At 68.6% G+C, this 21,904-nt stretch carries 14 protein-coding genes; 9 read left to right on the top strand and 5 right to left on the bottom strand.

Features of this window, described 5'->3' with window-relative positions; all coding sequences use genetic code 11:
* The first annotated feature begins 83 nt into the window (after nucleotides 1-83).
* Nucleotides 84-3,170: a S8 family serine peptidase gene (locus tag IW249_RS34850; RefSeq protein WP_196923342.1), complete on the top strand. Its 3,087-nt coding sequence runs from the start codon at nucleotides 84-86 to the stop codon at nucleotides 3,168-3,170.
* A gap of 126 nt (nucleotides 3,171-3,296) precedes the next feature.
* Here the strand turns inward: IW249_RS34850 and pyrE are convergent, their stop codons facing one another.
* Both pyrE and IW249_RS27115 read right to left on the bottom strand, forming a co-directional pair.
* On the bottom strand, nucleotides 3,297-3,821 hold the full coding sequence (gene pyrE, locus IW249_RS27120; protein ID WP_196923341.1) for an orotate phosphoribosyltransferase: 525 nt from the start codon (nucleotides 3,819-3,821) through the stop codon (nucleotides 3,297-3,299).
* Between the two features lie 44 nt (nucleotides 3,822-3,865).
* A complete protein-coding gene (locus IW249_RS27115; protein ID WP_196923340.1) occupies nucleotides 3,866-4,510 on the bottom strand; it encodes an alpha/beta fold hydrolase in 645 nt (214 codons plus the stop codon).
* Between the two features lie 190 nt (nucleotides 4,511-4,700).
* On the opposite strand from IW249_RS27115, the gene IW249_RS27110 reads away from it, so the two are divergent.
* On the top strand, nucleotides 4,701-5,168 hold the full coding sequence (locus IW249_RS27110) for a nuclear transport factor 2 family protein (RefSeq protein ID WP_196923339.1): 468 nt from the start codon (nucleotides 4,701-4,703) through the stop codon (nucleotides 5,166-5,168).
* Between the two features lie 195 nt (nucleotides 5,169-5,363).
* On the opposite strand, the gene IW249_RS27105 is transcribed toward IW249_RS27110, so the two are convergent.
* Nucleotides 5,364-8,825 (bottom strand): ThuA domain-containing protein, encoded by a 3,462-nt coding sequence (locus tag IW249_RS27105; protein WP_196923338.1) that lies wholly within the window; start codon nucleotides 8,823-8,825, stop codon nucleotides 5,364-5,366.
* Between the two features lie 235 nt (nucleotides 8,826-9,060).
* Here IW249_RS27105 and IW249_RS27100 point away from each other — a divergent pair, with 235 nt between their 5' ends.
* Both IW249_RS27100 and IW249_RS27095 read left to right on the top strand, forming a co-directional pair.
* Nucleotides 9,061-9,477, top strand: a complete 417-nt coding sequence (locus IW249_RS27100) for a nuclear transport factor 2 family protein (RefSeq protein WP_196923337.1) — start codon at nucleotides 9,061-9,063, stop codon at nucleotides 9,475-9,477.
* Nucleotides 9,478-9,579: 102 nt separating this feature from the next.
* Nucleotides 9,580-10,425, top strand: a complete 846-nt coding sequence (locus IW249_RS27095) for an SAM-dependent methyltransferase (protein ID WP_196923336.1) — start codon at nucleotides 9,580-9,582, stop codon at nucleotides 10,423-10,425.
* An 80-nt stretch (nucleotides 10,426-10,505) separates the two neighbouring features.
* Here IW249_RS27095 and IW249_RS34845 read toward each other — a convergent pair whose 3' ends face one another.
* Nucleotides 10,506-11,717, bottom strand: coding sequence for a hypothetical protein (locus IW249_RS34845; RefSeq protein ID WP_196923335.1), 1,212 nt, complete (start codon nucleotides 11,715-11,717; stop codon nucleotides 10,506-10,508).
* A 611-nt stretch (nucleotides 11,718-12,328) separates the two neighbouring features.
* Between IW249_RS34845 and IW249_RS27085 the strand changes: the two genes are divergently transcribed.
* The 5 genes from IW249_RS27085 to IW249_RS27065 all read left to right on the top strand — a co-directional run bounded on the left by IW249_RS27085 (nucleotide 12,329) and on the right by IW249_RS27065 (nucleotide 20,407).
* Nucleotides 12,329-13,519, top strand: a complete 1,191-nt coding sequence (locus IW249_RS27085) for a helix-turn-helix domain-containing protein (protein ID WP_196923334.1) — start codon at nucleotides 12,329-12,331, stop codon at nucleotides 13,517-13,519.
* Between the two features lie 274 nt (nucleotides 13,520-13,793).
* The gene (locus IW249_RS27080; RefSeq protein WP_196923333.1) at nucleotides 13,794-14,999 is read left to right on the top strand and encodes a helix-turn-helix domain-containing protein; all 1,206 of its coding nucleotides are present in this window, start codon (nucleotides 13,794-13,796) and stop codon (nucleotides 14,997-14,999) included.
* Between the two features lie 396 nt (nucleotides 15,000-15,395).
* Complete coding sequence (locus IW249_RS27075; RefSeq protein WP_196923332.1) at nucleotides 15,396-16,214, top strand: hypothetical protein; 819 nt, start codon at nucleotides 15,396-15,398, stop codon at nucleotides 16,212-16,214.
* Nucleotides 16,215-16,326: 112 nt separating this feature from the next.
* Nucleotides 16,327-16,638, top strand: coding sequence for a CU044_2847 family protein (locus tag IW249_RS27070; protein ID WP_196923331.1), 312 nt, complete (start codon nucleotides 16,327-16,329; stop codon nucleotides 16,636-16,638).
* 1 nt (nucleotide 16,639) lies between these two features.
* A complete protein-coding gene (locus IW249_RS27065; protein WP_196923330.1) occupies nucleotides 16,640-20,407 on the top strand; it encodes a S1 family peptidase in 3,768 nt (1,255 codons plus the stop codon).
* Here IW249_RS27065 and IW249_RS27060 read toward each other — a convergent pair.
* Nucleotides 20,346-21,899 (bottom strand): NAD(P)/FAD-dependent oxidoreductase, encoded by a 1,554-nt coding sequence (locus IW249_RS27060; protein WP_196923329.1) that lies wholly within the window; start codon nucleotides 21,897-21,899, stop codon nucleotides 20,346-20,348. The two genes, IW249_RS27065 and IW249_RS27060, sit on opposite strands and share 62 nt — an antisense overlap.
* Nucleotides 21,900-21,904 lie beyond the last annotated feature (5 nt).

Genomic DNA, 21,904 nt, shown 5'->3' with positions numbered 1-21,904 from the left:
CGGCGGCTTAGGTGGGGGAGCGCTCCCATCAGCGGATCGCGATCGATGAAAAGCTCCACAAGGGAGCAACCGAAAGGAGCCTCGTGGCTACAGGCACGAGCGGAAACAGGCTGCGAAGACTGGCGATACCTACGCTGGTCGTCGCCCTGATCACCGGTACCACCGGTGTCGCGGGAACGGCGTCGGCGGCACCCGCAGGTTCGCCGGGTAACGGCAGTGGCGCCGGTTACTTCACCGCCGGGTCCGACCAGAAGGTCACCCTGACCGACGGGGCCGACCGCCGACCAGGCGGCAACCGTGCGGCCACGCCGAAGGCAGCCGTCGACGAGACCGGCTCCGGCATGTACGTCGTCGAGTTGGCCGAGGACCCGCTGACCACGTACACCGGTGGGGTGTCCGGTCTGGCCCGGACCCGCCCGGCGGCGGGCAACCGCCTGAACGTGACGTCGGCGCCGTCGCAGGCGTACCGCCGGCACCTCGACACGCAACGGGCCGCCGTCGCGGCCGCTGCCGGGGTCACTGTCAACGCGGTCTACGCCACCGCCTTCAACGGGTTCTCGGCGAAGCTGACCGCCCAGCAGGTGAGCACGTTGCGGGCGGACAAGCGCGTCCGCGCCGTCACCGCGTCGCGGGCGCTCGGCACTCCGGTGACGCCGCCTTCCGCGGCCACTTCGACGCCCGCCACCCCGACGCCCGCCACCCCGACGCCTGCCGCCCCGAGCGGCGCGGACCAGTCGGCGCCGACGGACCGCGCCGGCCGGCCGGCCAAGCCCGGCCCCGGCACGGGCGCGGGCATGGTGATCGGCGTCCTGGACACCGGCATCTGGCCGGAGAGCGCGTCGTTCGCCAAGAAGATGCCCGCTCCCGCGAACTGGCACGGCACCTGCCAGACCGGTGTGGCCTTCGTGGCCGAGCACTGCAACGGCAAGATCGTCGGTGCCCGGTACTTTGCCGACTCGTGGCTCGCCGGCGGTGGCTCGGTGCCCGAGGGTGAGTTCCTGTCCCCCCGCGACGCGGCCGGGCACGGCACCCACACCGCCTCCACGGCGGCCGGCCTGCCGATTGCGAACGTCACGATCGACGGGCGTCGCTTCGGTCCCGTCTCCGGCGTTGCGCCGGATGCTCAGATTGCCGTCTACAAGGTGCTCTGGGGTGGCATGGGCTACGACGCCGACATCATCGCCGGCATCGACGCGGCCGTCGCCGACGGCGTGCAGGTGATCAACTTCTCGATCGGCTCGCAGCTCGGCGACTGGGAGGCCAACACCCCCATCGGCATCGCCTTCCTCAACGCCACCCTGTCCGGGGTGTTCGTGGCGGCGTCGGCCGGCAACACCGGCATCGTGAGCGGGGCCATCAGCAACGCGGCACCCTGGGTGACCACTGTCGGCGCGGCGGTGACGAACCTCGACGAGGCGACCATCAAGCTCGGTGACGGCACGAAGCTGGTCGGCGGCTCCCTGGACGCGTTGCCCGGTGGCGACGCACGGCCGATGGTCTTCGGCGACCAGGCCGGATCGCCGGACCTGGGCGCTGTGTACTGCGAGCCGGGCAGCCTCGATCCCGCCAAGATCAAGGGCAAGGTGGTTGCGTGTGCGCTGTCCGACACCTTCGCTTCTGCCACCGAGGTGAAGGAGAAGGGTGGGGCGGCCATGGTGCTGTTCGACCCGGTCGGCAACTACCGGGTCAACTCCATCTACAACTTCCCGGTGGTCTACCTGCCGACGGAGAAGCAGGCCGGCACGTTGTTCAACTACCTGATGCGCCACCCCACCGACGCGAAGGCGTCCGTGCGCACCGGCGGTGACGGCTCCAGCGTCCCCGGCGTACCCAGCGTCGCGGACTTCTCCTCCACCGGCCCGGACAAGGTGACCTACGGCGTCTTCAAGCCGGACCTTGTCGCCCCGGGGTCGGACATCATCGCCGCGGTCTCACCGGCCGGCAACTTCGGGCGACAGTACGACGCGTACTCCGGCACCTCAATGGCCTCGCCGTACGTGGCCGGCGCGGCAGCGATCCTGCGCGCCACGCACCCGGACTGGTCGCCGGGCAGGGTCGCCTCCGCGCTGCGGACCACCGCCACCGACACCGTTGGCACCAGCAACCCCCTGGACCAGGGCAGCGGCTTCATCAACCTGACCGGGGCCACCGACCCGGGACTGGTCATCGAGCCGACGGCGGCAGAGCTGACCACGTTCAGCGAGACGGCCGCGCCCGACGGCAAGGAACTCAACCTGCCGGCCATCTCGTTGCGCGAGTACGACGGGACCCAACCGGTGACCCTCACCCGCACCCTGACCAACGTGGGCGAGGCCCGGGAAACCTACCGATCGTCGGTGTCCGGCCTGCCCGGCATGAAGGTCACCGTGTCGCCGGCATCGGTGACGCTGGCGCCCGGCAAGTCCGCGACGGTGACCATCACCGTGCGTCGGGGCAGCGCCCCCTGGGACCGGTACGTGACCGGGTCCATCACCTGGCACGGCAGGACCCACACCGCCCGCATCCCGGTCGCTGCCCGTCCGTGGGGGATCACCGCCCGGCCGTACGGTGACGACGGGGAGGAGTTCGGCCGGATGGCCAACGGCGCCTTCGGTCTGGTCCAGCCGGGCTTCACCGGGCCGCTCACCGGCCGCAGCACCGGTTACACGCCGATGCAGCGGGAGTCGTACTCGATTCCGGCCGGCGTCTACGGCGGGGTGTTCGACCCGAAGGCATCCGGAGTGAAGAAGATTGACTTCACGGTGCCGGCGAACACCGCCGGCATCGTCGTCGAAGCCAACACCGACGACCCGAACACGAACCTCGATCTCTACCTGTACAAGGGCGACACCCTGATCTACAGCAGTGACAGGTTCTGGACCAGCGCGGAGCAGGCGTACAAGTTCCTGCCCGAGCCGGGGCGCTACACCGCCTACGTCTTCGCGCAGGTGCCCGGTGGTCCGGTGGTCGATTTCGATCTGGGCTACGCCATCATCGGCCGAAACGCCAAGTACGCGGGTGCCACGCTGACGATGCCCTCCACCTCGGAGCGCGGTCAGGGCTTCAACTTCACGCTGAAGCCGAAGAAGCCGCTGGCCGAGGGCGACTTCTGGGCGTACACCGAGTACCGCACCAACGGCACTGTGGTCCCCGGCAACCTCGTCTACACCCAACAGAGTTCCTGGCAGTAACCGTTCAGCGGGTGTGGGGCGGTGCCGGTGCACCGCCCCCACACCTCGACGCCAACGCGCAGGCTCTCGGTCAGTAGTCGTCCACGTAACATCAACCGACCTTCTCATGGAGCGGCACCAGAGCTGTCACGCGATCAGGGAAGCTTCCAGGTCGCGGCGGGTGAGGGCGGCGCGGAGTTGTAGCGCCTCGGCCGCCAGATTCTCACGGCCGCCCTGCTCGCGGTCGATGGCGCAGACCACTGTCTCCACCTGGGCGCCGATGGACCGTAGCTGTGCGCACGATGCCAGTAGTGCTCCGCCTGTGGTGACGACGTCCTCGATCAGTACGACACGCAACCCGTTCACCGGACCGCCCTCGGCGGCCTTGTTGGTGCCGTACTCCTTGGCATGCTTGCGCACGAAGACTGTCGGCAGCCCCGTCAGCTGCGACATCACAGTGGCGAGAGGGATGCCGCCCATCTCCATCCCCGCCAGCACATCGCACTCCGGCAGCATGGCCACCATCGCTTCGGCGACCTCGCGCAACAGGTCCGGCTGCCCTTCGAACAGGTACTTGTCGAAGTACTCCTCGCTGACCTGCCCGGATCGTAGACGGAAATGTCCGGTGAGATGGCAGGTGTCGTAGACGCGGCGCGCGAGCGGGTGAGTCACCTGCTCAGCCTCGCATCTCGCCCGGATCAAGCAATCATGGGCCTTCAGCGCAGCGGGTACGCGATGAGGCAGTCGGCGAGTTGCTTCGGGTGGCTGAGGGGGACCGCGTGGCCGCCCTCAATGTCGTCCGGGACTGTGCCGAGCCGGTCGGCGGCCACCCGGCGCTGGAAGTCCGCTGGGAAGAACCGATCCTCACGTGCGATGAGCACCGTCGTCGGCACGTCTGGCCAGGCGTCCAGGGGCCACGGCTCGTTCCCCTCCGCGCTGACCTGGTCCCGGCTGTGTGTCGCTGCCTCCGCTACCACCTCGGCGGGCACGCCGTTGTAGAACTGCTGCTCCTCGCTGAGCCCTTTCGGGCTCCGGTAACCGGTGTTGGCCCACCAGTCGCCGGGTCTCTCACCGGGCTTAGGGATCATCGGTGTGAGCAGGACGATCCGCCGCACCGGCAGCTTGTCGGCAATGAGCGGCGCGGTGAACGCGCCGTACGAGTGTCCGACGACCACGAGATCTCTCCGGTCGCCGATCGCGTCGACGACCGTCTGGCAGAACTCGGGGAACCCCGCGGAGCTGTCCTCGATCGGCAGTTCCGGTACGACCACGTCGTGGCCGCGGCCGGTCAGCTCGGGGACAAGGAGATGCCAGTCCCAGGCGCTGCCCCCGCCGCCGTGGATCAGAACGAAAGTCGCCATGCCCCGGAGCCTCACACACAGGTACGACAGCCACGGCTCGCGGCCTTGCCGATGCGGCTGACGAGAGCGCTTCGGAGCAGTCACATCGAGGCTGAGGTCGGTAGGGTGCCGTCGATGGGATACCGGCCACCCCCGGAGGTCGTCCTCGGCGTGGCCCAGGCGCAATCTACTGATTCGAAGGAAGCCCGGCATGAGCAGCCCACGCGAAACTTTCCTCCGGCTGGTGAACGGTGTTTGCGACGGTCCGTACGAAGACTTGGCCGACCTGTACGCCGAAAAAACTCATGTCATGCATCCGTTCCACCCGCTCAAGCCGCCGCCGCTGCGTAGCCGCAACGAACTGCACGAGCACTTCACCGCGCCGCCTCCGGTCGCCCGGACGCTGATCCGTAAGCCAGTCGACGTGACGATTCATGAGACTGCGGACCCGGAGGTGATTGTCGCCGAGTTTGCCTATCAGGGGCGGGTGGTCGAGACAGGTGAGGCATTCACGGTGCCATGCGTCTTCGTGATGCGTATCCGCAATGGGCTCATCATCGAGTCCCGGGATTACATCGACCCCATCGCCAGCGCGCGGGCCTGGGGTCAACTCGACAGCCTCCTGACCGCGCTCCGTCCGCAGCAAAGCGCCACCATCGAGGGCACGGCCCGACCCTGAATCGCGCCCGACGCCCTGGGTGCGACTACCGCTGCCGGACGTCGCTGCTCTTCCCTTCCGTTGCGCCCTCTCCGCTCCGGGACGGCGGAACGGCCGCCGTCACCTCTCCAACGACTGCGCCGAGGAACTCCGGGATCTGGGCGATCCCTTGGTAGCGCCGGCGGGCGGGACGCTCCCGCCCGCCGGCGACCGGGGTCAGCTGACCGTGATGGTCAGGTTGAGCGAGCGGGTCTCCCCGCTGGTGTAGGTGACAGTCACCCGGGCGGTGAAGGTCCCCTTGCGGGGATAGGCATGGGTGGTCGACCGCAGCGTCGCCCCGTGTGTGACGGCGCTGTTATCGCCGAAGTCCCACGCGTAGTCGGTGATGCTCTGCCCGGACGGCGCCGTCGCCGTGGCGGTGAGCGTGGTGGTCAGGGGCGCGGGGCCGCCGGTCGGGTTGGCGGCCAGGGACAGCGTCCCGCCCGGCTCCTGTTTGACCCCGGCGCCGTTGAACCGCAGCCAGTCCAGGGCGAGCAGGTCCGGGGTGCCGCCCACCTGGGCGGCGTTGACGAACTTCGCGTACAGGGTGGTCGTGCCGGTGGGCTTGTTGGTCAGCGTGACGGTGGGGGAGACCAGGTTGTCCCACCCGCCCGTCGAGCCGATGGTGGCCGTGCCGATCAGCGTGCCGGTGGGCGAGCCGGTCCGCAGTTCGATGGTGCCGCCGAGGCCGCCGTTGGTCACCCCGAGCGTCACCGAGCCGACGTTGCGCAGGTCCGCCGGCCCGAACGCCACCCAGTCGTTGTGGTCGACCTCGCCGAGCCGCTTGCCCGCGCGGGCGGTGGCCCGATCGTTGACCGTGACGCCGGACTGGGCGCTGAAGTGCTCGGCCTCCTTGCTCTTGGGCTGCAACTGCACGCGGGTCGAGCCGGTCAGCGCCGGTACGCCGGCCGCGCCACCGTCGGTGTACTGCGCGGTGATCAGGGTGTAGAGGTTCTGCCCCGGCCCGTGGCCGTCACCGGCGTCCGCCTCGGTGGCGAGCAGCCCCGAGCAGCCGGTGTAGACGTCCAGCGGGTGGGCGTGCGAGTCGTGGCCGAGCTGCGTCTGCACTGTCACTTTGGCGCAGTCGATGGTGGTCTCCTCCGGGTCGGTGACCGTCACCGTGTACGGGATCTTGTCGCCGAAGTCGAAGAACCCGCCGTCGGGAACGGTGATCGTCACCGTCGGTCGGGTGTTGCCGACCACCACGTCGGTGACCGCGGTGGCGGTCAACCCGTTGCCGCTGTTGCGGACTGTCAGCCTGGCGGTGTGCTTCCCGGCCGTGGCGTAGGTGAAGCTCGGGTTGGCGGCGGTGGAGTCGGTGCTGCCGTCGTTGGTGAAGTCCCAGGCGTAGCTGAGCGCCGACCCGTCACCGGCGGACGACCCGGCGGAGGAGAACGTCACCGCGAGCGGTGTACGTCCGCTGTCCGGGGTGGCGGCGATCTTCGCGGTCGGTGGCCGCCCGTTGGCGACGTAGTCGATCCGGTAGATGCCCGCGCCGGCGTTGCTGCCGCCGCGACCGCTGCCGGTGCCCTCGCCGAAATCGATGACGTAGAGCGAACCGTCCGGGCCGAACTCCGCCTCGAAGGGCTGGATCCAGCTCATGTTGCCGAATATCCCGTTGATCGACTGGAGGTCACCCACAGCGGTCGGGCCGAAGCGAGCGTTGCTGAAGGTCTGCGCCGTCTTGTGGATCGAGAGCGTCTTGAACCACCTGCGGGTCAGCTCATACGTGATCCACTTGCCCTCGAAGTACTCGGGGAACTTCGTGGTGCGGGTGTTGGCCGGGTCGTAGTCGTAGACCGGGCCGCTCATCGGCCCGCCACCGCCGGTGCCCAGCTCGGGGAACTGGGTGGAGGCGGAGTACGCGTACCAGACCAGGGCGGACTTCGCCGCCGGCAGGGTGGTCAGGCCGGTGTTGTTGGGTGAGTTGTTCACCGGCGCGGCGCAGTTGAACTTCGCCCCCGAGGTGTTGGTGGCGAAGTTGTAGTCGTTGAACGGGATGTTGTTGCCCACGCAGTACGGCCAGCCGAAGTTGCCCGCGCTGGTGATCCGGTTGAACTCGACGGTCCCCTCCGGACCGCGGTTGGGGTCGGCCGCGCGGGCGTCCGGCCCGTAGTCGGCCACCAGCACCGCGTTGGTCTGCGGCTCGACGGTGATCCGGAACGGGTTGCGCATGCCCATCGCGTAGATCTCCGGCCGGGTCCTCGCGGTGCCGGCGGGGAAGAGGTTGCCGCTGGGCACTGTGTACGTACCGTCGGCTTGTGGGGTGATCCGCAGGATCTTGCCGCGCAGGTCGTTGGTGTTGCCGGCGGTGCCCTGGGCGTCCCAGGCGGCGCGGCCGGCGCGTTCGTCGACCGGGGTGTAGCCGCTGGAGGCGAACGGGTCGGTGTTGTCACCGATCGCCGCGTAGAGCCGCCCGGCCGCGTCCATGGCCAGCGACCCGCCCATGTGCGAGTTGGCCCTGCCCTCACCCCGGTAGGTGGGGACGGTCAGCAGGCGTTTCTCCGAGGAGAGCGCGACGCTGTTGTTGGCGACGGTGAACCGGGACAGGTTGAGCTGTTTGAGGGTCTTGTCCGACCAGAGCAGGTAGATCCAGCCGTTGCTGGCGAAGTTACGGTCCAGGGTCATCCCGAGCAGCCCGTCGGACTGGTCGGTCATCGCCGAGGTGTACGCGAAGTCCAGCAGCGTGGTGACCTGCAGGGTGTCGGAGTTGACCACCTTCAGCGCGCCGGTGCGCTGGATGTAATAGACCTTGCGGTCCGGGCCGACGGCCAGCTCGAAGGGGTCGGCCAGGTTCTCGGTGACCAGCCCCACCCGTTCGAAGTTGCTGGTCTTGGTGGCCGAGCAGTCACCGGCGACCGCGCCGGCTGCCCACTCGATGCCGTAGCGCAGGTGCTCCAGGAACGTCGGGGTGCTGAACTGGGAACTGGCGTGCCCACCGGCGGTGAACCAGGACCGGCCGCCGTCGTAGCGCTGACACCAGGAGTACGCGTGGTCGACGCCCTCGTCCAGGCCGTTGATCCCGTCGCGCACCTTGATCTGGGCGAGGGTGTGCACGTTGCCGGTCGGGTTGGTCCGCCAGTTGTACCACTCCTCGCTCTGCTCCCAGAGCTCCGGCAGGTTGCGCGTCGACGGGTGCGCCCGGTCGAGCACCTTCACTCGGCCGGGGAAGGTGCCGCCGGTGGACGAGAAGTCGGGGTGGTAGTCGAAGATCGTGCCGACCAGGCCCTCGTACCAGGGCCAGTCGCGTTCGCTGGCCGAGGCGGCGTGCAGGCCGGCCCAACCACCGCCGTTGCGGATGAACGTCTGCAACGCGGCCCGCTGGCTGGCGTTGAGCAGGTCACCCGAGGTCGGGAGCGAGTTGGTGTTGTTGAAGACGAGAACGTCGAAGGTGGCGAGGTTGGCGTCGGTGAAGGCCGCCGCGTCGGTGGTGGCGACGACCTCGAAGTTGTGGGCGGCGCCGAGCTGTTGGATCGCGGCGATGCCGGCCGGGATCGAGTCGTGGTAGAAGTTGGTGATCTTGGAGAAGACCAGCACCCGGAAGCGCGGGGCGGCCTCGGCGGGCAGGGCGGTGGTGGTGCTCACCACTGTGGCAATGGCGAGCAGGATCAGGCAGAACGCACGGAGGTGTCGGGGCATGGGGGCGCTCCCTGTCGGACGGTGAGGGTCGGAAAGCGCTTTCTCGCTGCCCGCATCACGGTACTGACAGCCAGTGACGACCGTCAATAGCACTGTGGTAAGCGGTTTCCTGACGGTCGCCGCCGGGTCGACGGGTCCGGTGCCCGGCGCTTACGGCTTACGATGTCCGCCTGGGCGATGCCGGGATTGCGGCGTGTTCGGATGACCAGCCAACGAGCGTCCCGAGGAGGGATCAATGACCGCCACGTCGCGCGACATCGTCGAGCAGGTGTTGCGGGCGGGCCGCGAACTCGATATCGAGAGGTTCGTTGGGTTGATGGCGCCCGACGGATACATCGAGTGGCCATACCGGCCGCCAGGCGTGCCAGGGCGGGTGCGGGGCCGCGCGGAGATCCGCCGGCATCTGACCGCCACGGCCGAAGGGTTCATCAGGATCGCCGAACACCGCAACATGGTGGTGCACGAGACGACCGATCCGGAGGCGATCATCGTGGAGTACGAGGCGCACGGCACGGTTGTCGCGACCGGTGCGGCCTTCGAGCAGACGGTCATCGCCGTGTTCCGGGTCCGCGATGGTCAGGTCCTGTCGTACCGCGACTACATCAACCCGCTGCCGCTGCTCGACGCGCTCGCCAGCGTCACCGGGGTGTAGGCCGCCCTCGTAGGGCCCCGCGCTCCCACGCCCAGCACCTACCATGGTCAGATCGTGCGTCGTGCCAAACGGTGGCGCAGCCGGGTGACCTGGGGAGGTCTCATGACGGTGCCGTCCACGTCGGAATCGCCAGAGGGCCGTGGTGCCGACCGGATCGACACCACGACTGTGCACCCGGCCCGCCGTTACAACTACTGGTTGGGCGGCAAGGACAACTTCGCCGTCGACCGGGAGTCCGGCGACCAGATCGCCGCCGTCTACCCAGGGGTGCGCACACTCGCCCGGGAAAACCGGGCCTTCCTCGGCCGGGCGGTCCGCTTCCTCGCCGAGGAGGTCGGCGTCCGGCAGTTCCTCGACATCGGCACCGGCATCCCGAGCGCCGACAACACCCACGAGGTGGCCCAGTCCGTCGCCCCCGACTCCCGGGTGGTCTACGTCGACAACGACCCGATGGTGCTGGTCCACGCCCGGGCGCTGCTGACCAGCGACCCGGCCGGCGCCACCGCCTACCTGGACGCCGACCTACGCGACCCGGAGAAGATCCTCGCCGACCCGCAGCTGCGCGCCACAGTGGACCTGTCCCAACCGGTGGCCCTGGTGCTGATCGCCGTGACGCACTTCCTCACCGACGAAGACCGCCCACACGAGCAGGTCGCCCACCTGCTCGACGCGCTGCCGTCGGGCAGCTGGCTGGCGCTGACCCACTTCACCACCGACCACATCCCCGCCGAGATCGTCAAACGGATGGAGGCCGAGTTCGTCGCCGGCCGGATGAAGCAGGACGCCGTACCCCGAGACCGCGCCGAGTTCGCCCGCTTCTTCGCCGGTCTGGAACTGGCCGAACCGGGTATCGCGCCGGTCACCGAGTGGCGGTCGCAGGTGCCACCGGAGCAGCGTCCGCCTCTGGCCGACGCCTCCATCTACGGCGCTGTGGCCCGCAAGCCCTGATCGAGCAATTCATGGGCATTGTCGGCGCGACGATAGCAATGACTGAGGTTCCATCCTGCCAGGGATCGATGGAAAGCGGCCTAGTTGGGTGATTCGTCGAGCGGGAAGATGGCCGCCTCGGGGTCGGAGATTGCCAGCTTGATGCTATCGGCGATTTTGTCGATAAGCTTCTGCCCCCAGAACGGATCTTCCTTGTCGTACTTAATGTATCGAAGATGACGAAGGTCAAACGGCACGTCCTCATCGGTGGACGAGACGAGGATCACCGGCTTATGTAGGGCATGTGCAAGCCCAAGTTCGTAGAACACGTTTGGGTTTCTGGTGGTCAGTTCAGCGATGAGAACGGTTGCGCTGCCGATGCCCCGCCAGATCTGGTCGATGATCTTGCCCGGTCCGAAGATGTTGCCGTCGGCTCGAATCGGATCTAGGCCGGCCTGCTCGATCGCTGGCTTGAAGATCGACTCGTAGTAGGTGCCGAGTGGCGGGGCGAACGGCTGCATGACGAAGCACTTTGTGCCGGCCGACACTTTGGCCTTGGGTGCGGCCTTCCCGTCCGCCGGACGGTGTGCCTCGTCGCGGCCGGCATCGATGATTCGCGTCTGATTGCCGCTCTCGTCAATCAGCTCGGCTGACTTCATCGAGTCCGTGAAAATCTTGACAAAGTCGTCCACCTTGTCCGGTGGAATGCCGAAGCGATCGGTCAGCGCATTGACGAGGAACTGCCTGTTTGCTGGAAGGAATTCACCACGATAGTGGTTGTAGACGTCCGAGATGTCGGGTGCTGCAAGGACGGCCTCTTGCAAGGCTGTCACACGATCGACATCGGATTGCGGTGCGATCGCACGACGGGCTCGTTGCGTCAGGACGAGTCTGCCATCGCTCATCTCTAGGAAGCCGTATTTTTTGCCCGAGCTGATCTCGACGTTCCACGGCCCCGAGATCGTGGCGCCTCCGGCGTAGGTAACTGCCTCGCCCGGCGTCGCGGGCCGACCAGCGTTCTCCTGATAGATGGCCCGGGGGATGCGCAATGCCTGCTCGACGCTGTGCCGGGGGTACTTGATCGTCTGTGCTGCGGCGGCAACCGCTGCCCTCTTCGTCGGTGACACCTTTTTCGCGGGAGTTTTCCTTGAACGGGCTGACTTCGCCGGGGCCTTCTTTGCCGCAGTCTTCTTCGCGGGAGCCTTCTTGACCGGCGTTGCCGGTCTCGTCTCGGCACGCTGCTGAGGCAATGCGATGGTCGCCTCAAGGGCGGCGGGCTGCGCACCGGGGACGTCCGGCAGTTGGTCGGTCATGGGGGCTCCTGCGAGGATGATTGCTCTGAGGCGATGCTCGGGTCGCACTCTAGGTCTACCTGTCGAGCAGGTCACGGCGACATGCCGTTCGGGCTCGGTGAGCCGAGCTTCCGGTTCAGGCTCACGGGCGATGTACCCGACCACTGTCGGATGACAGGGCGCGACGACGGCATTCCGTCCCCCACATGAGGCAAGCCCTATGACCGACGGCATATAGCCTAAGATCACGCTCGCCAGCGGCGCCAAGAAAAGACCGCCGAAGCTCATTAGCGCGACATCGAGAGTTTGGGTGCTTGCGCAGCGCGATGCGAAGCCGCAGCTATGTCAGCTAGCACCGATGCTCTTTCCCAGCAATGCGGCCGAGGGCTAGCGCCAGTGCGGTTTGATGTTGCGATCGTGTACTCAGGTGCGTCATGACCGCTGTCGCTTGGTGCCAAGCCGGTCGCGGGTCAGGGCCAGCGCGGTAGGTGGCAATGCCGCCAGCTAAAGGCACCACGACGGATCCGCGTAGCGGACGGTAGCGGCCAGTGATTGTTCGCGGTACCGTCCGAAGTGGCTACCGCCGGATGCAGGCCTGCCGGAGCCGCGAGCCCTCTGCATCGGAGTCGATGATGAACGATCCCGAAACTTTCGGCGCACGCCTCCGCGCCCGTCGCGAACGCGCCGGCAAGAGTCGTCCGGTCCTTGGCGGGCTTGTCGGCCGCAGCGCGGAATGGGTCAAGGCGCTGGAGAACGGCAAACTGCTTCCACCCCGCCTGCCGATGTTGCTGCGTCTCGCCGAGGTGTTGGAGATCTCCGACCTGGCCGAGCTGACGGGCGACCAGTCCCTACCGGTGGCGTCTGTGACCCGCGCCGGTCATCCCGATGTTGGCAAGGTCGCCACCGCTATGCAGAGCACTGCTGCGACGGCAGGTGGCCCGACAGCCGCCCCAGTGCTCCGCGGCATGGTTAACCAGGCGTGGGCGTTGTGGCATCGCTCCACCGCTGAGCGGACCGCCGTTGCTGCCGTCCTTCCTGGGCTCCTGAACGAGGCGCGGCATAGTGCCCGGCGACTCGATGGCGATGATCGCCGGAGTGCGTCCGTCGAGTTGGCGCGGGTCTATCACCTCGCGCAGCTATACCTCGCGCATCAGCCCTATCCGGAACTGGTGTGGCTCGCCGCCGACCGAGCGATGCATGCCGCACAGGACGCTGACGATCCTGACGCGATGGCGGCCGCTGCCTGGTACTACGCCCACGTCTACCGGGGGGCGAACCAGGTGGACGCGGCCGACCAGATCCTCCGTGAGGCTGTCGCGTTGGTCGACCCCGCTACCGGTGGCGAGCAGCTGGCCCGGTGGGGTCAGCTGCAGCTAGGGCTCGCCTTGGGGCACAGCAAGGCCGGCCGCGCTGGGCAGGCGTGGCGGGCGTGGGACGCTGCGGACGAGGCAGCGATTCGGCTCGGTGGTGTGCACCCCTGGCTGATGTTCGGGCCCGCCGCCTGCACCGCGTACTCGGTCACCGTTGCCACGGACCTCTGTCGGCCTCGTGAGGCGGTCCAGCGGGCGGATACGACCGACTACCGCGCCCTGCCATCGCATACCCGCCGGGCAGGCCATCTCATCGAGGCCGCACGTGCACACCTACTTGATCGGGGCGAGGTTGCTGCGGTGCATCTGCTCGGTAGGGCGCTGCGGGAGAGCACCGACACGGTTCGCCACCATCCGTACGCCCGCACGCTTGCAGTGGAACTGTCCGCCCGGCCGGGAACAGTGGGCGAGGACGCACGGGAGCTGGCTCTCGCCCTCGGCGTTGTGGGGTAGCCGTCCCCCAGGTATAGATCGTCCCCTTCGTTGGTCGTGACGGTTCGTAATCTCCTGATTGCGGTCGGCGGTCATGAGCGTCGTCGACCCCGCGTACCAGGAGGGGTGGCGATGACCAGACGGGGACAGGGAAATCTTGAGCTGCCGGAGTTTGGGTCGGCCGGCGAAGCGGCCGAGCGGAAGGCGGCTAAACAGCGGATCCTTGAACTGGCCGACTCCGAGCGAATTCCCGTTGAGGACACCGCGCGGGCGGTACCGGATCGGCGGTGGCGCAATGCGTAGTCCCGCTAGCTCCGTACCGATCGGTCGGCGGGTCGCGTACTGGCGGGTCCAGCGGAAGCTGTCGCAACAGTCGTTCGCCGACCGGCTCGGCAAGTCGAAGAGTTGGGTGGATAAGGCAGAGCGGGGGGTGAGATCCCTCGATCGGCTGTCCACCCTTCAGGAGATCGCCGCGGTCCTGCGGATCGACGTGTCGGCGCTCCTCGGCCGCGATATACAACCAGCTGAAGTGACCCAGCGCTTGCAGGCGGTCGACCAGATCCGGACGGCGTTGAGCACGTACGAGGTTGCATTGGCCCGCCCGACGGAGTCCGGCCGCATGTTGTCCTCCCCGCAGGTTGCGGACCTGGTGAAACACGCTTGGATCACATACCAGCAGGCACGGTATCCGCAATTGATCACGCTGCTGCCCAACCTCCTGATGAGCGCACAGCGGGTTCATGTGCCTGATCCGGAGGCTGGTCGGGCTCTATTGGTCGACGCTTATCGCGTCACCGCTGCGCTGCTGGTCAAGCTCGACGAAGCAGGCTTGGCGTGGCTGGCTGCCGATCGAGCGATGAACGCTGCGACTGGAGAGGCAGTGCTGCTGGGCGCCGCTGCTGTCCAGCTTGGTCAGGTTCTTCGCATGGCCGGGCGGGCGCGTTCAGCCGGGAGCGTGGCACTGTCCGCCGCATATCGGATCGCCCCGCCAGACTTGGACAACGGCCGGCCCGAGGAACTGTCGCTGTGCGGCGCGTTACTCGTTCAGGCTGGGCTGGCTGCGGCACGCCAGGGAGACGACTCTGCTGCCGCCAGGCTGCTTGACGAGGCCGCCGAGTTGGCCGTGCGTGTGGGGGAGGGCCGCGACGACCATCAGACCAACTTCGGACCCACCGCCGTCGACCTGGCCCGGGTCGCCGCAGCCCTCGACCTCGACGCGGCGAGCGACGCGGTCGTCTGGCATGAGAGGGCCACTGGTCAGGCGGCCTGGAGCTTGCTGCCCGCCGAGTACCGCGCCGGACACCTGATCAACGCAGCCCGCGCTTACCTCCAGACGGACGATCCGCTCAACGCCGGCCGTGCCTTGATCGATGCGGAACGTACCGCGTCCGCCGAGATCCACCACCGACCGGTAGCCCGGAAACTCGTTGCCCAGGTCGCCCGCTGTCCCGCCGCCCCCTCGACGGTCATCCGACTGGCCGCAGCGCTGAGCGTGACCTGAGTCGGTCGAAGGCGCCGAGCCGCATCACTGGGCCGTGGTCAGGCATGACGCGTCAGGTCCCAGACCAGGAGCCGGTCGAAGACACGTTGGTCGCCGTCGAGATTCAGGGAGTCCACGGGAACACGGCCGTACAGGGGCACCGCGTCGGACATCGGAGCCACGGGCCAGGCCGTCCCCGGTCAGGCAAACGGCTGCGGGGCGAAGCTGATGCGACCCCGCTCTGCCATCCGGAGCACCCGATGGCCATAGCGCGGGGGGTTCGTGCAGGTGCAAGGTGTAAGCCCGACGCCTGGTACCTCAGGTCCATGTCGTGCCCCTCCAGCCGCAGCGCCGGGCGCCAGGCGATGCTGGCCGTACCCGCAAAACGGCCGCGCGAGTCCGGACAGGAGGCAACGAGTGCAGGTCAGCCTGGCAACGAGCGCCGGCAGGGCCCAGCGGCCGAACGAGGACTTCGTCGGGGCGGTTCCCGGCTCTGTCGTCCTCCTCGACGGTGCCGGCATTCCGGGAGCCGAGTCACTTTGCCTCCACGGCGTCGCCTGGTACACGCACCGCCTCGGCGGCATGCTGCTCGGCCACCTGTCGCGCGGCGACGGGCGAAACCTCGCCGCGATCCTCGCCACCGCCATCACCGAGATCGCCGCCGAGCACAGCGACACTTGCGCCGTCGCCGACCCGAGCAGCCCGCAGGCCACCGTCGCGATGGTCCGCGCCGACCAGGACCGCCTGGAGTGGCTCCTGCTCGCGGATTCCTACCTCGTCCTCGACCGGGTCGACGCCAGCCCGCTGGTGGTCACCGATGAGCGTGAGGCGACCGCCCGGCGGGAATGCTCGGCGCCGCTGGCCGGCGTCGTCCCGGGAACGCCGGAGTACGACCGGGTGCGGGTCTCCTGCGTCAGCGCGCTACGTGCCCTTCGGAACCAGCCGGGTGGCTACTGGATCGCCAAGGAGGACCCCCACGCCGCGCGGGAGGCGGTGACCGGCAGCCGACCCCTCGCCGGCCTGAACGGTGTCGCGTTGCTCAGCAACGGTGCCAGCCGCATCGTCAGCCCGTACGGTCGGGCCGACTGGCCGGGGGTACTGGACCTGCTGCGCGCCAGCGGGCCGTCCGGCGTCATCGCCCGCGTCCGGCAGGTCGAGGCGCAGGCCACCGCCGGTGCGGATGCGCAATTCCCGGACGACGCCACAGTGGCCCACTGCACGCACCTGCCGCATTGAGTATTTGTCCGCCGAGTGTCGATGATCCGATAGCCCACGGTGTCCACACTGTACCGATGCAACAATCGCTGCGAAATGGACTGATCAGCGCCTCACCGAGGAGAGCGGGCCAATGCAGGGCGACCTGATATCGCTTGAGTTGAAGGACGAGACGACGTTCGCGGCGTTGGCGATGGAAATCGACTCTGAGGAGGAGGTCTCTCTTCAGTCGCTCAGAATCAAGCTCAGCGACGTGGCCGAACAGGTGGCGAAGGTCGCCGAGGAGATGGTGGAACACGCGCGCAAGGCCGCCCCGACGGAGATCGAGGTCACCATGCGCGTCGGCTTTTCGATCACCAACGGCAAGGCGGTGGCGCTCCTCGTCGATGGAAAGGCCGAGGGGGCGGTGGAGCTGAAGTTGGCCTGGAAGGACCTCGCTGGCTGAGATGGCTGACGTCGAGTCCGGCCGGCATCTGTGGGCGGGGCTGGTCGGCGTTCACCAGGGGTCCGTGAAGCAGACCGGCTTCATGATCGGACCGCGGGCCATCGCCACGGCCACCCACGGGTTGGATCGGACCGGGCCGGTGAAGATCCGTCGCATCGGCCGGTCCGCCGACGCGGTCGACGAGCCGGCGACCGTCCTGCTCTGGGACAAGCAGCGCGACCTCTGCCTCCTGACCGTGGAGGAGTCGGACGAGTTCTGGTTCATCCCGGACACCCGTCCCCCCGCTCTTGCTGCGGAATATGTGGTCGTCAGCTGCGTCGACCGGCGAGCCGAGACGACGCTCGTCGTCAACGAAGGGCTCGTCGAGGACGACGGGGTCGCCTGGCTCAAGCTGCGGTCGGGGCAGATCCAGCGGGGATACAGCGGCGCGCCGGTGCTCGACCGCGAGGACGGCCGGCTCGTCGGCATGGTCCGCGTCACGCGGGGACGGCAGACGGATCTGGGCGGACACGCCCTGCTGGGTACGGAGATCGTCCAGATCCGCACCTCGCTGGGCCTGGACACCGACGACCGCCGGATGCAGATCAGGCACGCCGCCAGCGGACTCACCTGGCCTCCGCGCAGTCTGATCCGCGGAGACGCGCCCTCGGAGCTGGTGGACCTCATCGGCCGGGAGGACGAGATCGCCGCGCTGGATTCGCGCGACGGACCCCGCCACCGGCTCGTCGTCGGTGACGCACTCGCCGGTAAGTCGGCGCTGGCCGGCGTGTGGGTGCGCCTCGCGCACATCCCCGCCGGCGACACGGCGTACGTCGACGCGGCGTTGGCCCCTCCGGTCCCCGCGCAGCATCCCGTGGTGGGGATCGTCCTCCCGGTGCTCGGTGTGACCATCCCGCAGGACCCGTTCGGCAGCCGCTCCGACGAGGAGACGCTGGCATTGGCCTGCTGGACGATCATGCGCGACCTGCGCGGAGGTCGGCTCGTCATCGACCTCCAGCACCAGGTCGTCGACACTGCGGCCGACGCGGATCTCGCGGCGCTCATGAAGGCCGCCGAACAGATGAACGCCGCGGTCGTCCTCGTCGGTCGGGACCTCGGCGACGAGCTGTCCTGCGTCGGACTCTCCACAGCGGTCGAGGTGGGGCCGATCGGTCGTCGGGACGCGGCCACGCTGATCGCACGGGCAACCCTCGGGCGAGTGTCGCGGCAGGAGGCGGAGAACGCGCTGGAACTCGTCGACCCGCGGTGCCTCCTCCCCGGGGAGATCCTGGAGGCCTGCCGGCAGAACGAAGACGACGACGCGATCGACCTCGCCATCGCCCTGTCCGAACGATTCGATCTGCCCATCCTCGACCCCGCCACAGCGCTCCTGGACGACCCGATCGCGGCCCTCGGCGACCCCGGGCTGACGGTCGCCGGTGTCGGAGCCGGCCCAGACGGAGAGGGCTCCCACGACGTGCCGCCGCTCACCGGGCAGGATCTCGAACAGCAGGTACTGACCTCCGCCCACGACCCACTCGGCATTCGCGCGCCCGCGGCAACCCGCCGGGAACTGGCTCCTGGCGCGTTCAGCGCCGACGCCATCTGGCTCGACGAATGGCCGGGCACCGCCCCGTTCGTCTTCGAGGTTGACGCCCTGACGTCCGCACAGGGGCTCGCCATGCAGGACATCGCTCATCGCGTGTCCAGCCGATCCATGAGACCCGAGTGGGTGGAGTCGCTCTACCGGCAGATCGTCGAGCTCGAAGGCCGGGGGAACGAACGCGGCCCGTCGATGCGGGTCCGCCTTCGGCTCTGGCGCAGCCAGATCCACGCGGGCGACGTGGCGGCCGCCAGCCGCACGTTCACCGAGATCGGCGGGTCACGCACGGTCAACCGCATCGTCGAGACGGGAAGCCACTTCGAGCAGGTCCAGGATGCCCAGGTGCTCGTGCTGGCGTGGTGGCTGGGGGTCGGCGCGGACGATGCCGTCGGCGCCGCGCTCGGGGCGTGGATGAGTGCCGTCGTCGTCGACGAGCACCTGTCCGGCCGCGCCGACGTGCGGATCGTGCTGCACGACGTGCTCCGCGCGGTCACCGTCCGGCCGTTGCCCTCCCCGGACGGCCTCCGCGCTGTCGGCGAGTGGTGCCTGTCCCAGCTGGAGGACGATCGCTCCTTCCTGGCCGACCCGGGCACCTGGACGATGTACGTCTCGCTGATCGGTCGCGCCGCCGACTTCAGTGCCGACCAGACGCTCACGGAGGTCTTCCTCACCAGAGCGCTGCGCGCGCTCACGCTGCACGTGGAGCTGCTCAAGTCGCTCGCTCTGGCCGGGGACAGCCGTCCCCTGCTGGCCATCGCGCGGCAGCAGCGGCGCCTGCATCGGCTGGAGCGGAGCCGACGCACCGGGGAACCGGGGCGACTTCAGCTCGCGCGCGACCTGCTGACCTGGACCGTGCAGAACGCTCCGACCGCCGACGCGTTCCTGAGTCTGCTCGTCGCCGACTCCACGCTGAAGGTGACCCGGGAGGGCGACAACGCTGTCGACTCGGACCTGCCCGCGCACCGCTCCGCCGAGAGCCAACTCGCGCCGATCAAGCGGGCCTACCGCAGGTGGCGGAAGAGTCACCCGCAGGTCACTCCGCTCATCGTGGAGATCGAGTACCGGTTGGTGCGCACGGAGTGGGCGATCGAGGGTTCCCTGCTGAGGCAGGCGCGGATGTCCGATGAGCGCTGGTTGAACCGCCCGATCCCACACAAGCTGGCCGTGCTCGAACAGCTCGGCGAGGTGCGCCGGAGGAGACTCGTCTCCCTGGCGAGGCGGTGCGGCGACTCCGTCGAGGCGGTCGAGCGGGAAGCCCACAACGAGCTCCAGCTCAAGACGGCCCTCGCCATCGTGGCGCACACCCCCCTCGACCTCCGCGCGGTCGACGAGATCCTGACCCGTGGGCGGCGGGCCTTCCCGTCCAGCCCTCGGATGGCACACCTGCTCGCGGCCCACCGCCGGCACCGGCGGCAGTTCCCCGCGGCGGCGGCCGCCTACGTCGACGCCTACCGTCTCGCGCTCGGCGATCCGCTGTTGCGCATGCGGGCCGCCGTGGGCGCGTGCGAATCGCTGTCGCAGGCCTACGCGGCGGGGGAGTGCACCCGGGATGAGCTGGTGGTGGCGGCGGCACGAGCCGAACTCCACGAGTCGACGGACTTCTCCGCGTCGATCGTCTGCGCCCTGGCACGGCTCGAACTGCACGGCACCCTCTCGGAGGGTTACGGCAAGCTCGCCCATACGATCGCGCGGGTGGGCAGCTTCTCCCGGCTCGCCACCGACATGCACTCCATCCGGGACGAGATCGCGACCGCCGTCGGGCCGGAGACCGCGCCGTTGGTCGACAGGTTCCTGCACGACTTCACGGACGTCGGCCTGCTCGTCGCGCTCGGGGCGATGTTCGTCCGCTCCCACACACTGTCGCCGAGTGACGGACTTGAGCGGCTCACCGCCGCGCTCGTCCTGCTGGACGGGGTGCGGATCATGGCCGGGACCGTCTGGAACGTACCGTCGGTGAACTTCCAGCAGGGCCGCGCGCTGCTGGTGGCCTGTCAGCAGTTCCAGACGCCGAATCCGATCGGTTGGGACAAGGACCGCGAGCGATCCGACATCGACCTGGCCTTCGCGAAGTTCCAGTCCGCCGTCGACCTGTCCGTCGACTCGTTCCGCGAGATCGTGCTCGGCTTCATGCGTGAGACGGGGGAGCTGCGACAGAGGCTCGGTCGTCCGACCCCTCCGGCGCGGTGATCGGGGCCGCGATGATCCGGCTGGGCACCACCGGCGCGTCCCGGCCGGTGCCGCGCCGGTTGTCTCCGCCGGATGATTCCTCGTGGTAGTCCTGCTCCACGTTGACCGACCAGACGTCGTGGGCACTCCCGGTGGCGATGTTCTCGGCGGTGAGCATCGCGGTGAGCATCGAATGGTCCTGGTTGTTGTAGCGGTGCATGCCGTTGCGGCCCACCGGGTGCACGTTCGGCACCGCCTCGGCCAGCCAGGCCCGGATCACGTCCACGTTGTGCTGATAGCGCTCGTCGTACACCGGGTAGGCCTTGGGCATGCGCACGACGTAGCCGGCCTCCACCACGCCCTGTCGCACCAACCCCAACCGCTCCAGCTCCGCGGTGCCGAGGGCCACCAGGTCGGCATCCGGGGTACGCCACATCTCGTCGTCCTCGAACACGAAGTACTCCAGGCCCAGGCAGGTGCGGCCGTCCTTGACGAGGTACGGCGACCAGGAGCCGAAGTTCTGGATCCGGCCCACCCGTACCTCCGGGTCGTGCACGTAGATCCAGTTGTCCGGAAACGAGAACTCCGCCGGCACGACCAGGGCGACCGTCAGGAAGTCGCGGTAGCGCAGGTCGGCCGCGCAGGCCCGCACCTCCGGCGGTGCCGGCGGGTGAAGCGCGGCCACCAGCTCCGAGATCGGCATGGACGAGATCACATGGTCGGCCGCTTCGGTACGCTGCCCGCCCGCGCCGTTGACGGTCACGCTGATCGCCCGCCGCCGGGCCGGGTCGCGGTGCACGGCGGTGACCCAACTGCCGGTGGACAGCCGACCGCCCCGCTCGCGGACCTGTTCGGCGCAGCGCTCCCACATCATCCCGGGCCCGTACTTCGGGTACTGGAACTCCTCGATCAGGCTGGTCACGTCGGTGCGTCGACGCCGGGGCAGCACGGCGTTGCGGATCGCCGTGGCCAGCGACAGGTTCTTGATCCGTTGCGCTGCCCAGTCGGCCTGCAACCGGTCCGCCGGCATACCCCAGACCTTCTCCGTGTACGTCTTGAAGAAGATCGAGTACAGCCGCCAGCCGAACCGGGCCGACACCCAGCCCTCGAAGTGTGACTGGTCCCGCGGTGGCCGCAGTCGGGCGCGGGCGTACGAGCCGAGGCAGCGGGCGGCCTCCGGCAGACCCAGGTTGCGCAGCGCGTTCATGGCACTGAGCGGGTAGTTGAACAGGGCGCCCCGGTAGAAGATGCGGCTCATCCGGGGTCGGGTCAGGAAGTCCTCGTCCGGCAGGATCTCGTGCCAGAACGCCTCCACCCGGGGCACCTTGGTGAAGAACCGGTGCCCGCCGATGTCGAACCGCCACCCGTCGCGCTCCACGGTCCGACTGATCCCGCCGACCACCTCGTCGGCCTCGAACACCTGGACCGACCGGCCGTGCCGAAGCAGTTCGTATGCCGCGGTGAGCCCGGCCGGCCCCGCACCGATGATCACCGTGCCGTTCTGCTCGCTCATGCTGA

This window comes from Micromonospora vinacea (genome assembly GCF_015751785.1).
In the GTDB taxonomy this organism is placed as follows: domain Bacteria; phylum Actinomycetota; class Actinomycetes; order Mycobacteriales; family Micromonosporaceae; genus Micromonospora; species Micromonospora vinacea.
This window is presented reverse-complemented; position numbering and strand designations above follow the sequence as displayed.